The following is a 12,565-nucleotide window of genomic DNA, read 5'->3' as shown; positions in this document are numbered from 1 at the left end:
GTGATGGAGCCGCCGTGGTTATTGGATTGTGTTGATCTGGTCGGCGTAGCTCATGATGACGTTCAGCGTCTCGGTGTCGTCGTCGTACACCGAGTACCACCCCTGGAGCTCGTGGGGCGGATCGCCGATGTAGTCCTCCCCGAGGTGCCAGTAGTCGTTTCCGTCGTCCGTGGGCCTGCCGATCCCGGCCCAGGCCCAGAAGTTGACGCCCGCGAGCTCCTCGTTCTCGACGACGGCATCGAAGATGGTGGCGTAGTACTCGTTCCGCTTCGTGACGGGCGACTCGACCGCCTCGGACTTGTCGTCCCGCGCGAGCCCGAACTCCTCGACGACGATCGGCTTGTTCAGCGCCCGCGCGTGCTCGAGCTGGAGCTCGATGTACTCGTTCGTCTTGGTGAGCGCCGCGCTCAGCGAGTTCGGGGCGTCGTCCTCGATCGTCGGCGACGGGTCGTACCAGCTCCAGTTCTCGGGCCAGATGTGGAAGGTGAGGTAATCGACGCCGGGCACGTCGTGGAAATCCCTGAAATCGCTGTTGGCGTAGTCCTGCCAGTTGTACGACAGGTCGCCCTCCGAGCCGATGGAGACGAGGTGGTTCGGGTCGATGTCCTTGATGAACTTCGCGTTCCGCTCGACCCAGAGCTTGAAGACCCCGCCCCAGCCCCGGAACGAGCGCGGCTCGTTCCCGAGCTGCCACGCCATGATCCCCGGGTGGTCCTTGAGCTTCTCGATGATGACCTTCGCGCGGCTGAAGTAGAACTCCTGGGCCTTCTTGTTGCAAAAGAAGAGGCTCGAGAGGTGCTGCTGGTCGTCCCAGGGCCTCGTGTCCTGATCGAGGATGCCCGCGTGCGGGATCGCCCACGCGTCGATGGCCACGGCCTGGCAGTCCTCGCCGGTGCCCGGCTGGAACCGGATCGAGTTGGCGAACGGCACCTCGTGGTTTTCCGCGAGCAGCGCCTCGCCCGTCTCGGGGTGGGTCAGGCCGACCTGGTAGTCGCGGAAGTCCTCTCCGCAGGTGGTCTCGGGCTGCTCGTGCGCCCACTTCATGTACTGGGGCATACCGCCGGACCAGTGCCAGAAGTCGTTCAGGGTCATCACGGCCTTCATCCCGCGGCCGTGGATCTCGTCGAGCACGTTCTTCAGGTGGGCCGCGTAGATCTCCAGCGTCCTGTCCGCGCAGGGCGCGTCGTTCGACGCGGGATAGATCCGCTGCGGGCCGAACTCCTCGTCGTTCTGCTGCGACGCCGGGATGTCGCCCTCGGCGAGCGCCATGATCCGGAGGTTCAGCACGCCGTGCGCCTGGAGGATGTCCAGCTCGGTGCGCAGGCGCTCGAGGCTCACGAAGGGAGCCGACCAGAAGTTCGTGCCCATGTACTTGTACGGTTTGCCGTCGAGCGTGAGCTTACTCCCGTCGACGCGGACGTAGCACTTTTCGGCATTCTCGGCGCAGTCGATCGCCTCGCCCCCGCCGGTTCCGTCCCCGCCGCCACCGCCCGCATCGCCGCCGCCGGCGTCGCCGCCGGCCCCGCCGCCGCCGGCGTCGTTGCCGCCGGTGTTGCCGCCGCCGGTCCCGGACGTCGCGGGGTCGGCCGGATCTTCCGACGAGCACGCGGCGAGGGTGAGCAGACCCAGAGCGAGCAAGAAGGTTCTGTTCATGGTCGGTTCGTTCCTTACCTGGTTCGAGTGTCGTTCCTCAAGTACGGCTGAGCGCTGTGGGCTCGAATCTTCCGGCCGGCTCGCGGCCGAGCGCCGCCTGTGCCACCGGCGGTGTCCGCGAGCTCCCCCGAGTTTCGCGCGATCACAAATCTCCGCTCGGGGTGCCGCTACCGCCGTGGCGGCTCGTGCCAGACCACTTAATCGGTTCAGCGTCAACAGAGAATGGGAGTGCCCTGTGCGGCGGCTCCCTTGCGCCTGCGCCGCGCCCCGCGTGCGGCGTGATCCGGCTTTCCTTGGCTCGCCGGACGGCCTCCGGGCGAGGGCGTGTCTGGCCCGGGCGGGGCGCTGCGGGCCCGGGCGTGTCGGACCGGGGGTGGGGCGTCCAGGGCGCGGCGCGGGGGCTCGGCGCGTGGCGCTCGAGGCCGGCCGGCGGGGCCTGTCTCGATGTCTTTTCCGGCGCGCCGGCGGCGTCCGGGTTACGATGAGCGGGCGTGGGCCGGTGCGCAGCGCGGCGGCTCCGCGGAGGGCGTGGGGCATGTCGCAGAGCCTGATCCTGCTTGCAGTACCGGCCTTCTTCGCGCTCATCGGCGTCGAGCTCTGGCTGTGTCGCCGCCGAGGGCGCCGCGACTACCGCTTCTCCGACGCGCTCGCCAACCTGTCGTGCGGGGTCGGGCAGCAGGTCCTCGTCTCGGTCGTGAGCGGCGGCGTGCTCGTGTACCTGTTCCTCTTCGAGCGCGCCGCGCTGGTCCGGCTGTCGCCTGGCGCGGTGTCCACCTGGCTCGCCTGCTTCGTGGCGGTCGACTTCTGCTATTACTGGGCGCACCGCGCGAGTCACCGGGTGAATTTCTTGTGGGCGGCGCACGCTGTCCACCACCAGAGCGAGGACTACAACCTCTCCGTTGCGCTGCGTCAGAGCTGGATCCAGCGGGCGTTCTTCTGGCCTTTCTTCTGGCCGCTCGCCCTGCTCGGCTTCCCGCCGGCGGTGCTCGTCACGACCTACACGCTGAACATCCTGTATCAATTCTGGATTCACACGCAGCTCGTCGGCCGCCTCGGTCCGCTGGAGTGGGTGCTGAACACGCCGTCTCACCACCGGGTGCACCACGGCGTCGACGCGCCGTATCTCGACAGGAACCACGGCGGCGTGCTCATCGTCTGGGATCGGCTGTTCGGCACGTTCTGCGCGGAGGCGTCGCCCCCGCGCTACGGCGTCGTCCAGCCGCTCGCGAGCTTCAGCGCGCTGCGCGCGAACCTCGATCCGTGGCGCAAGCTCGCGCGCATGGCGGCGGCGGAGCCGCGCCTCCGGGACAAGCTGCTCGTCTCTCTGAGGCCGCCGGAATGGCGCTCCGGGGCGACGCCGCCCGAGGAGGGCCCGCTGCGCACCGACCCCGGCTATGTCCTTCACGACGTCGCGCGCCCCTGGCCGGTCCGCGCGCTCGCCGGGGCGCTCTTCCTCGGGGCGCTGCTCGGCGCCATCGCGTTCCTCCGCGCGGCGCCGGGCCTCGGCGCGGGCCCGCTGTGGGCCGGGGCGGCGGTGCTCCTCGCGGCGCTCACCGCCATCGGCGCGCTGCTCGACGGGCGGCTCCTGCCCGCGCCGGCGCGCGGCGAGGCGGCCGCCGCGGGCTCGCCGAAGGGGCTGCCGATCTCGCCAGCGTAGGCGCCAGGCGCGCGGGAAGGGGGCCTCTCGGCCCGGGGTCGGCGGGTGCTATGATGGGCCCGATGGACACCCTGCGGTTCGACGGGAGCGAGCGCGACCTCGAGGAGTTCGCGGCCGGCGTGCTCCGGAGCGCCGCGCCCATCGAGGCCCCCACGCCGTTCGAGCGCCGGGTGCGCTGGGACGTGCGGGGGAACAGGGGCTTCATCAGCGCCCTCACCCTGCGCTCCGGCATCTCCCTCGCCGCGGTCCGGTGCCGGTGGGAGCAGGCGTCGGCGATGGTCGTCGACCACGCGCCGATGGTGCTCGAGTTCGTCCTGTCGCGGGGGCCCGTCATGCGGGTGAGGCGCAGCGATGGAGGCGGGCATCTCCTCGGGGGCGGGACGTTCCACGTCGGCCAGGTGAAGCGGCCGATGAAGCTCGTCTGTGAATGGGACGAGTCGGCCCTCGGTCAGGATCAGGAGAACATCTGCCTGACCATCGACGGCCGGCGGCTCTGCGAGCTCCTCGGCGCGAAGGTCCTTCCTGCGCCCATCGCGGGGATCGTGGCCCACACCGGGGGGTACCCGCGCGCGGCGCACGCCATGTCGCCGCCCCTGTACCGGCTGCTCGACGAGATCCTCGGCTGCGACGCCAGGGGGGTCTCACGGCAGCTGTACCTCGAGGCCAAGGGGCTCGAGCTGATGGCGGCCATGGTCGATCTGCTGGAGGAGAGCGATCGCGCGGCGTCGCCGCTCCTCTCGCAGCACGACATCGCGTGTCTCGAGCGGGCGCGGCGCATCCTGCTGGCGCGCATGGTCGACCCGCCGACGCTCCCGGAGCTCGCGCGGCACGCGGGGCTGAACGAGGTGAAGCTCAAGGAGGGCTTCCGCGCGCTCTTCGGCGCGCCCGTCTTCGCGTACCTCCGGAGTCACCGGCTGGACGAGGCCCATCGCCTGTTGCGCCAGCGCGCGTGCAACGTGACCGAGGTGGCGCAGCGGGTCGGGTACGAGAATCCGAGCAAGTTCGCGGCCGCGTTCCGCAAGCGGTTCGGCGTGAGCCCGTCGACGGTGGGCTGAGCGGTCCCGGGACGCGACGCACGCCCGCCCCGGCGCCCGCATCCGGGGGCGGCGCCGGGCGGTGGGGGCCGTGCGAGGCACCGCCGGGATCCGGCGCGGGTCATGGCGCTTCCCGCGCGGAGCGGAAAGGCTCCCGCGCGGAGCGGCGGCGCACGGCGTCCGGGATCACCATCGCAGCGGGCGGCGAGGAGCCTCGCCCGGGAGAGTGCGATGAAGGCGATTGTTCAGTACGAATACGGTTCTGCCGACAAACTGCGCCTCGAGGAGATCCCCACGCCGGTGCCCGGGGACGACGGCGTGCTCGTGCGGATCGAGGCGGCGTCGGTGAACGCGGCCGACTGGCACATGATGCGGGCGGCCCCGTTCTTCCTCCGGTTCGCCGGCTTCGGCCTCTTCGCGCCGAGGTATCGGGTGCCGGGCGCGGACATCGCCGGTCGGGTGGAGGCGGTGGGGAAGAACGTGACCCGGTTCCGGGTGGGGGACGAGGTGTTCGGGGACCTGTCCGCTCACGGGTGGGGCGGCTTCGCGGAATACGCCTGCACCTCGGAGGCGGCGCTGGCCCCGAAGCCGTCGAACGTGAGCTTCGAGGAGGCGGCGGCCGTCCCCATGGCGGCGGTGACGGCGCTCCAGGCGCTCCGCGACTGCGCGCGGGTCCGGGCCGGGCAGCGGGTGCTCGTCAACGGCGCCTCCGGCGGCGTGGGGACGTTTGCCGTTCAGATCGCGAAGGCGCTCGGCGCGGAGGTGACCGGGGTGTGCAGCACCGGAAACGTCGAGCTGGTGCGATCGCTCGGCGCCGATCACGTCGTCGACTACACGCGCGTGGACGTCACCCGGAGCGGGCGCGAACACGACGTGATCCTCGACGCGGCGGCGTACCGAGCCATCTCGGATTACCGCCGCGTGCTGCGCGACGGCGGCACGTACATGTTCATCGGAGGGACCACGGGGGCATTTCTTCGGGTCGCGCTCCTGGGGCCGTGGTCCGGGTCGAGAGCGATGAAGTTCCACGCGGCGCGGCCGGATGCCGCGGATCTCGCCGCCCTGACGGCGCTGATCGAGGGGGGGAGCGTCAGGCCCGTGATCGATCGGCGTTATCCCCTGAGCGGGGTACCGGACGCGGTCCGTTACGTGGAGACCCTGCGTGCGCGCGGGAAGGTGGTGATCACGCGCTCCGCCGCCATCGCCCCGCCGTCCTGATCGCCAGGGCCACATGGCGACGTTTCTGGCTATAGTCGGCGCGTGACGACGCGCCGCAAGCAGAGCAAGTCGCCGCCCGTGCCCTTGCCCGGGCCGGGCCCAACCGGTGTTTACCGGCTGGTCCTCGAGAACGTGCGCTGTTTCGCGCGCGGCGAGGTGCCGCTCGGGGCGCAGGTCACGGTCGTCATCGGGCAGAACGGTTCCGGCAAGACGAGCATCATCGAGGCGCTCGCCTCGCTCGCGCCGGGCGAAGGCGAGGGGCTCGACCGCTTCCCGCTGCGCCGTGGAGCGTCCGGCGGATCGATCGCGCTCCACGGGACCGGCGCCGAGCCGCTCGCGCGCTGGGCTGATGGCGAAGGGCGCGCCGAGCGCTCGCGCCTCCCGCGCGGGCAGCACGTCTTTGCGTATGGCCAGTACCGCGCCCTGCGTCCGCCCGCGAGGCCGCGCCAGGCGACCGGCCCGACGCTCCTCGGTCCGGAGTGGGAGCAGGCGCTGGCCCGGCCGCTCCCGTCGCACCTCGAGGATGCGCTGCGCCGCCCGGCCACGCGCACGCTTGTCGACTTCGACGAGTACCTCTTCCGGGATCTCTCGGCCTACGTCGCGCTCCTGGAGGACCGGGGCGAGTACGACCCCGCCGCGCGGGCGGTCTGGGAGCGGCTCCGCGCGTGGCTGGTGGGGCTCGACAAGCGAATCGAGGGCGTGGAGATCGTCGAGCAGGAAGGGCGCCGCGTGGCGGCGTTCCGTCGCTCGGGCGTGACGCTCTCGATCACGGAGCTCTCCGACGGATACCGCGCGATGCTCTCCGTCGTGCTGGATCTCGCGATCCGCTACGCGCAGCTCTTCTCCGCCCTCGACGATCCGCTCGCGGGCGAGGCCATGGTCGCCATCGACGAGGTCGACCTGAACCTGCACCCTCGCTGGCAGCGGCGGATCATCGATCAGCTCACAGGCCTGTTTCCGGGTACGCGATTCGTGCTGACCACGCACTCGCCCGCGGTGGTGCAGGCGGCCATCGACGACAGGGAGCGCGAGATCCGGATTGTCGTGCTGGACGAGAAGCCCGGCGAGGGCACGACGGCGCGGCCCTTGACGAAGGGGGATCTGGAGCGGCTCGACGGCGCGGAGGTCGACTCGGTGATGGTCGACGACGCCGTTTTCGACGTGCCATCGCGCCTCTCGCCGACGTACGAGGCGCTGGAGGTGAAGGCCGCCGAGCTCCGGCGGAAGGTCGAGGGCGGCACGGCGACGGCGCGCGACCGGCAGGTCTTGCTGGAGACGCTGGACCAGCTTCAAGGCGTGCTCGCGCGGGAGGAGGAGCGGGAGGGCAAGGGGCCGCTCCTGTCCGAGATCGCGCGGACGCAGATCGCGTTGCTCCGGCGGCTCGACGCACAGCTTTCCGCGAAGGGAGGGGGACGGCGTGATCCGGCTCCGGCGAAGAGGCGTAAAGCCGCCCGCTGACTGGCGAGCGACGGTCGACGCGGCGTTCCCGGACGCGGAAGCGTTCTGGAAGAAGGCGAGGGCCTTCGAGAAGCTCGCCGAGCAAGGGGCGAAGCGGAAGAAGGGGTTCGCCAGCTACGCGCCGGAGGTGCTGCCGTCCGGCGAGAAGGGAAAGCCGGAGTTTCCGCCGGTCTGGCGCACCGATGCGCGGGTCCGGCAGGCGATCGCCGGGATGTCGCACGGCTTTTGCGCCTACTGCCAGTCTCCGGTGAGCTCGAGTCACCCCGGGACGAGCGGGGAGGACAGGCCGCCGGGGCAGGTCGAGCACTTCCGGCCCAAGGCGCGCTTCCCCGCGCAGGCTTACGAGTGGAAGAACTACTTCCTGGCGTGCATGGCGTGCAACGGCGCCAAGCACGACAGGTGGCCGGTCGGGGGGTATGTCCGGCCCGACGAGGGCGACCCGGGCAGCCGCTTCGTGTTCGCCGAGGACGGCGGGATCGCGCCCGGTGAAGGCGATGAGCAGGCGAGGTGTACGATCGAGGACTTCGGCCTGACGCGTCACTGGCTCACGCAGCACCGGGGGACGGCGATCCAGTGCCATCTCGACTTCGTGAGGAGGTTGATGGGGTGTCCTGGGATCCTGCTTCAGGACATGCTGATCAAGCGGCCCGTGGCGTTCTCCGAGGCGATCAACCAGAACGTGCGGCGCGTCTGGAAGGACGGGCGCCGGGAGCGGAAGAAGCCCTCGCGTGGGCGGCCTCGGCGCGCGCGATGAGCGCCTTGAGTTTGTCCCGTTCATGGGGATTCGACTCGCTGGCCATGAAGCTCCGCAGGACCTGAATGGCGCTCGGATCGGCCGAGGGCATGGCGTCGAGGAAGGCGGAGAACGCTGCCTCCGAGAACCTGACCAACATCACCACGAAGAGGGCGGCGCACTCGGCGAGGGTGTAGGTCTTCTCTGTCATCGTGTAAAGGATTGCGAACGGACGACGGGTCTGGCTTGGATCCTTGAGCAGTTTGATGATCGCCCTTGTCGCTGGCTCATAGCGTATATAGGTGAGCGCCATGACGATCGAAGCTTTCCCTTCCGTGCTCGCCTTGTCGAGCAGGCGAAGGAGCACCGGTCCAGCCACCTCGCCGAGATGGAAGAGTCTCAAGAACTCCGTCGGGCTCGCCGGCGGAACCAGCCGTGCCACGCGCTTCTCGATCTCCTTCCGCAGCGGTTGTTTCACCTCGATGGCGGTATCGGCACATTGCGCGGCGAGCATCGTCCCTTCAGCCACGTCATCGCCGTCCTTGTCGAGGAGCCCGCGAATGATCCGGGCCGCATGCGCCCCTGGAAACCCGGCTGCAAGGACGATGACCTCATGCCACCACCTGTCTTTGTAGTTGCGCAGAAGCTCGCCGTAAGCGTGCGCGTTCACGAGCTCCATCGCGGCGAGGTACTCCTGGAACGTCAGGTGCGAGAAGGCGAACGACCCCGGCGCCCGCTCCACGAGCACGCCGTTACGGTCGCGGATCTCGGCGACGATCGCGGCCGCTTCCTCTTCCGGACGGCCGAGATCCGGCAGGTGCGCCGCGAGCCGCCGGACGACCTCGTCCACGGGCAACTCCGCCATGCGCGCCCTGTGCATGGAGAGCGCGAGCCGGGCGAGCAGGGCGCGCTTCGCGTGCGCGTCGAGCTTGCCAATGGCGGCGCCCTCCGCGAACTTGGCGCGATCCCACTCGTAGAGCAGGACGTTGGTGATCGCCTCGTAGAGGGCGACCCGCCGCTCCGGGATCCGCTGCCCGAGGAAGCGGTGGACGACGCAGATGACGGAGCAGAGGAGGGGAGTCTCCGCGAGCTTCTCGATCGCCCGGCTCGCCCGCACCCGTTCTTTCAGATCGTCCGCGGCGGCGCGCGCGTCGATCTCGGCCTGTTCACGAGACTTGTTGAGGCTCAGTTCGGCAGCCAGACACCATCGGTCGATGAAGGCGGTGACCTCGTCGCGCGTCATCGGCAAGAGGCGTGCGCGCGCAAAGCCCCTGGGTGCGGTCTCACCCCTGCCGGGGGCGGCGACCGGTCTCGTCGTGACGACCACCGAGCTCCCGGGATGTGCGTCGAGCGTCGCCGCGAGCGTTGGCAGCACCTTCCCTGTCACCTCGGTCCGTGCCTCGTCGAGGCCATCGACGAGGAGCAGCGCTCGACCGCGTCGAAGCGCCGCTTCCACGAACCAGGGCTCCGCGCCGGCCGCGCGAGCGATCCCCTCCGGGCTCGCTGCGGCTTCATGGAGGGCTCGCACCGGTAAGAGAAAGGGAATGGATTCAGGCTCGCCCCCTGGATTCGAGGTGGCCAGCTCACCTCGGGCGGCTCGCGTGGCCAGGTACGCGAGGAGCGTCGATTTGCCGCTGCCCGGCTCGCCGACGATCAGGAGCCGCGGGTGGTCCACCAGCGCCTCCGTCGCGAGCACCCGCGGCCGCTCCAGCACGCGCAGCATGGAACTGGCCGCCTCGGCCTCTACTGTGCTCGCTTCATCCTTCTGTCTCTTGCCAGTCGTTTTCCTGGGCTTCGCCGAGCGCACCGCCTCGGACGGCTCCTCGACGTGCAGCGGCACATAGGCGATATCGAGATCTTGCCGGACGCGCGCGCTGAGCTGGAGCCCGCGGATCTCGATCTGCCCGTACCTCGCCTCGACCTCCCGTCGGTAGGCCCGCTCCGCGGCCGCGAAGCGCGCCTCCTCGTCACCCCGGGCCGCTGCGTCGAGCACCGCGCGTTCTTCTGCGCACCGGATCTCGAACGCATCCGCCTCCGGAAACGCATCCTCGAAGCCCTTTTGCGCCCACCGCTCCGCGAGCGAGCGCAGCTCGCCGCGCAGCCCTTCCGGGACCGGATAAGGCCCGCGCGCCGCGAGCGCGTCGAGCAGCCGCCGCTTCGCCCGCTCGCGCCGGTTCTTGCGAACCACCTCGGGCAGGCCGTCGCTCGCCTGAGCATTGCCCGGCACCTCGGCGAGGATCCTGTCGAGCACCGCCTCCGGCGACTCCACTGCCGCAGCGTTCACCTTGACCTGGCGCTTCGCCCCGACGGAGGCCTTCGCTCGCCCCGCCCCCGTCTTCGCCTGTCGCACGGCCGCCGTCACGAGCCGGCATCCTAGAGATCGCCTTTCCCACCGTCCAGCCGGCGCGCACCGGCCGTCCCGCTTGCCGCTCGCCCGCAGCTCCGTGCGCACGGTTCACCCTCGCCGCGGCTCCCGCTCCGCTCGCTCCTCACCCGTGGCATGCTTGCCCCACCGGGCCGCGCCATGCACTTCGTCACCCGTACCCCGTCTCCCCCTCTCGCCCGCTTCGTCGGCCAGCTCTGGTACTGCGCCGCCCCCGAGCTCCCCGATCTTCTCGAGCGCGTCCTCCCCACCGGCTCCATGAGCCTCCTCATCAACCTCGCCGAGGACGAGCTGCGCCGGTACGACGTCGCCACGGGCCCCTCCGCCCCCTCTCCGGTCGCCGGCGCCCTCGCCCCCGCCGCCTCGCCCGCGCGCTGCCACCGCGTCTCCGGCATCGCCATCTGCGGCGCCCACGCCGAGCACTTCGCGATCGACGCGGCCGAGCAGCGGGCGATCGTCGGCGCCGAGTTCACCCCGGGCGGCGCGTTCCCGTTCTTCGGCCCGGACGCCGAGGCGCTCGGCGGCACCCACGTCTCGCTGGACGCGCTCTGGGGCCGCGAGGCCGCCCTCGTCCGCGAGCGCGTCCTCGAGGCGAGGACCCCCGAGGCCAGCCTCCGCGCCCTGGAGACCGCCCTCGGCGAGCGGCTCCTCCGCCGCCCGGCGCGCCCGCTCGCGCGCGACCCGGCGGTCGACTTCGCGCTCGCGGCCTTCGCCGACCCGTCCCGCGCGTGCACCGTCTCCGACGTCGTCGGCCAGCTCGGGATGAGCTCGAGGCGGTTCATCCGCAGCTTCACCGAGCAGGTCGGCCTCACCCCGAAGCGCTACTGCCGCGTGCGGCGCTTCCAGCAGGCCCTCGCGGCGATCGAGCGCGGCGAGCGCGTCTCGTGGGCCGGCGTGGCGGCCGCGTGCGGCTACTACGATCAGGCGCACTTCATCCACGACTTCCGCGCGTTCGCGGGCCTGACCCCGACCGAGTACGCCGCGAGGCGCCGCGAGCGGAACCACGTCCCGCTCGGCGGCTGAGCCGGCCGGCACGTTTTTACAATACCCGCTCCGCCCGGGTGGACATGCTCCGCCCATGACCAAGCGACTGCACCCCATCGCCCCGCCCCCGTACCACACCATCGTGGCGCGCCTCGTCGTCGCCGGCGCGTCGGAGGCCATCGCGTTCTACAAGAAGGCGTTCGGCGCGACCGAGAAGCTCCGCCTCGCCGATCCGAAGCGCGGCGGCGCCATCGTCGCCGCCGAGCTCGTGATCGGCGACTCCCTCTTCACCGTCGCGGACGAGGCTCCCCGGTGGAACGCGCGCGGCCCGAAGGCGCTCGGCGGCACGCCCATCGCCCTCACGCTCAACGTCGAGGATCCCGACGCCGTCGCCGCCCGCGCCGTCGAGGCCGGCGCCAGGATCATCTATCCGATCGACGATCAGCTCTACGGCCGTCGCGAGGGGAGGATCGAAGACCCGTTCGGCCATCACTGGGTCCTCTCCGCCGTCATCGAGGACGTCTCCGTCGAGGAGATGCAGGTGCGCATGGCCAGGTGGTGAGGAGAGCAGGGCCCGCGCAAGACCTGAGCCGAGCGCCGGGGACATGGACACGTTCCAGCTCCGCTGAGGCCGATCCCGCCGAGGCCGATCTCGCTGAGTCCGATCTCGCTGAGGCCGCACGTCAGCCCCGCTGAGGCCGATCCCGCCAAGGGCGCACGTCAACCCCGCTGAGCCCGCGCGCCAATTTCGCTGAGGCCGCACGTCAACCCCGCTGAGGCCGCACGTCAACCCCGCTGAGGCCGCAGGGCACGCCGGTTGCGTACCGCCGCGTCATGCTGAGTTTCGATGCGCTGCTGGGGCAAGGCCACGACGAGGAGCCCCTCGCCCACTATGTCAAGCTGATGGGCACCTACCTGTTCCTGTCGGCTGGCACCTTCGCGCTCCTTGAACGTGCCGGGCGTCCGCTCCCGTCGCGTATTCCCCTGCGCGACGCCGCGCTCCTCGGGCTCGCAACGAACCGCCTGAGCCGGCTGATCACGCGCGACAAGGTGACCCGCGCGGTGCGCGCGCCGTTCACCGACGTGGAGCAGGACCCGGCGGGACAGACGCACGAGGAGCCGCGCGGCGAAGGCATGACGCGCGCCATCGGAGAGCTCCTCACGTGTCCTCGGTGCGCCGCGATGTGGGCGTCGCTGGGGCTGACCATCGGTTACCTCGTGTCGCCGCGCGTCACGCGCGGAGCCTCGTTCCTGCTCGGCAGCGCGGCGATCTCGGACTTCATCAACACGTGCTACGCGCGCGTCACGAGCGCAGGAGGAAAGTAGCGCTCAGGCGATTTGCGACAGATGTGGCCAGGTGCCCCATCGCGGCGCTCGGCCCTCGCGAACAGGCGGGGCGTTTCCCCCCGTGGAGCGCCTCTTGCACACACACCGGAGACTGGAGG

At 70.9% G+C, this 12,565-nt stretch carries 10 protein-coding genes; 8 read left to right on the top strand and 2 right to left on the bottom strand.

Features of this window, described 5'->3' with window-relative positions; genetic code table 11:
• Positions 1-18: 18 nt before the first annotated feature.
• Positions 19-1,653: a glycoside hydrolase 5 family protein gene (locus WMF24_RS31945; RefSeq protein ID WP_437731206.1), complete on the bottom strand. Its 1,635-nt coding sequence runs from the start codon at positions 1,651-1,653 to the stop codon at positions 19-21.
• 535 nt (positions 1,654-2,188) lie between these two features.
• On the opposite strand from WMF24_RS31945, the gene WMF24_RS31940 reads away from it, so the two are divergent.
• The 5 genes from WMF24_RS31940 (at position 2,189) to WMF24_RS31920 (ending at position 7,774) form a co-directional block, all read left to right on the top strand.
• Complete coding sequence (locus tag WMF24_RS31940) at positions 2,189-3,310, top strand: sterol desaturase family protein (RefSeq protein WP_437731205.1); 1,122 nt, start codon at positions 2,189-2,191, stop codon at positions 3,308-3,310.
• Between the two features lie 62 nt (positions 3,311-3,372).
• Positions 3,373-4,365 (top strand): helix-turn-helix transcriptional regulator, encoded by a 993-nt coding sequence (locus WMF24_RS31935; protein WP_437731204.1) that lies wholly within the window; start codon positions 3,373-3,375, stop codon positions 4,363-4,365.
• Between the two features lie 210 nt (positions 4,366-4,575).
• Positions 4,576-5,562 carry an NAD(P)-dependent alcohol dehydrogenase gene (locus WMF24_RS31930; RefSeq protein ID WP_437731203.1) on the top strand — a complete coding sequence of 329 codons (987 nt, stop codon included), beginning with the start codon at positions 4,576-4,578 and terminating at the stop codon, positions 5,560-5,562.
• 42 nt (positions 5,563-5,604) lie between these two features.
• Complete coding sequence (locus WMF24_RS31925) at positions 5,605-7,020, top strand: AAA family ATPase (protein ID WP_437731202.1); 1,416 nt, start codon at positions 5,605-5,607, stop codon at positions 7,018-7,020.
• Positions 6,980-7,774 carry an HNH endonuclease gene (locus WMF24_RS31920; protein ID WP_437731201.1) on the top strand — a complete coding sequence of 265 codons (795 nt, stop codon included), beginning with the start codon at positions 6,980-6,982 and terminating at the stop codon, positions 7,772-7,774. Before WMF24_RS31925 ends, WMF24_RS31920 begins: the two co-directional genes overlap by 41 nt.
• Here the strand turns inward: WMF24_RS31920 and WMF24_RS31915 are convergent.
• The gene (locus WMF24_RS31915) at positions 7,689-10,115 is read right to left on the bottom strand and encodes an NACHT domain-containing protein (protein WP_437731200.1); all 2,427 of its coding nucleotides are present in this window, start codon (positions 10,113-10,115) and stop codon (positions 7,689-7,691) included. The genes WMF24_RS31920 and WMF24_RS31915 overlap by 86 nt on opposite strands.
• Positions 10,116-10,277: 162 nt before the next feature.
• Between WMF24_RS31915 and WMF24_RS31910 the strand changes: the two genes are divergently transcribed.
• The 3 genes from WMF24_RS31910 (at position 10,278) to WMF24_RS31900 (ending at position 12,446) form a co-directional block, all read left to right on the top strand.
• On the top strand, positions 10,278-11,159 hold the full coding sequence (locus WMF24_RS31910; protein WP_437731199.1) for a helix-turn-helix domain-containing protein: 882 nt from the start codon (positions 10,278-10,280) through the stop codon (positions 11,157-11,159).
• A gap of 55 nt (positions 11,160-11,214) precedes the next feature.
• Positions 11,215-11,682: a VOC family protein gene (locus WMF24_RS31905; RefSeq protein ID WP_437731198.1), complete on the top strand. Its 468-nt coding sequence runs from the start codon at positions 11,215-11,217 to the stop codon at positions 11,680-11,682.
• A 272-nt stretch (positions 11,683-11,954) separates the two neighbouring features.
• Entirely contained in the window at positions 11,955-12,446 is a 492-nt protein-coding gene (locus tag WMF24_RS31900) for a DUF1360 domain-containing protein (RefSeq protein WP_437731197.1), read from the top strand.
• The last annotated feature ends 119 nt before the right edge of the window (positions 12,447-12,565 follow it).

This window comes from Sorangium sp. So ce1335, assembly GCF_051521615.1.
GTDB lineage: Bacteria > Myxococcota_A > Polyangia > Polyangiales > Polyangiaceae > Sorangium.
This window is presented reverse-complemented; position numbering and strand designations above follow the sequence as displayed.

Bases quoted from the DNA above. Each gene is read 5' to 3' on its own strand.
- WMF24_RS31945 (WP_437731206.1), bottom strand. From the start codon at position 1,653: ATGAACAGAACCTTCTTGCTCGCTCTGGGTCTGCTCACCCTCGCCGCG.
- WMF24_RS31940 (WP_437731205.1), top strand. From the start codon at position 2,189: ATGTCGCAGAGCCTGATCCTGCTTGCAGTACCGGCCTTCTTCGCGCTC.
- WMF24_RS31935 (WP_437731204.1), top strand. From the start codon at position 3,373: ATGGACACCCTGCGGTTCGACGGGAGCGAGCGCGACCTCGAGGAGTTC.
- WMF24_RS31930 (WP_437731203.1), top strand. From the start codon at position 4,576: ATGAAGGCGATTGTTCAGTACGAATACGGTTCTGCCGACAAACTGCGC.
- WMF24_RS31910 (WP_437731199.1), top strand. From the start codon at position 10,278: ATGCACTTCGTCACCCGTACCCCGTCTCCCCCTCTCGCCCGCTTCGTC.
- WMF24_RS31905 (WP_437731198.1), top strand. From the start codon at position 11,215: ATGACCAAGCGACTGCACCCCATCGCCCCGCCCCCGTACCACACCATC.
- WMF24_RS31900 (WP_437731197.1), top strand. From the start codon at position 11,955: ATGCTGAGTTTCGATGCGCTGCTGGGGCAAGGCCACGACGAGGAGCCC.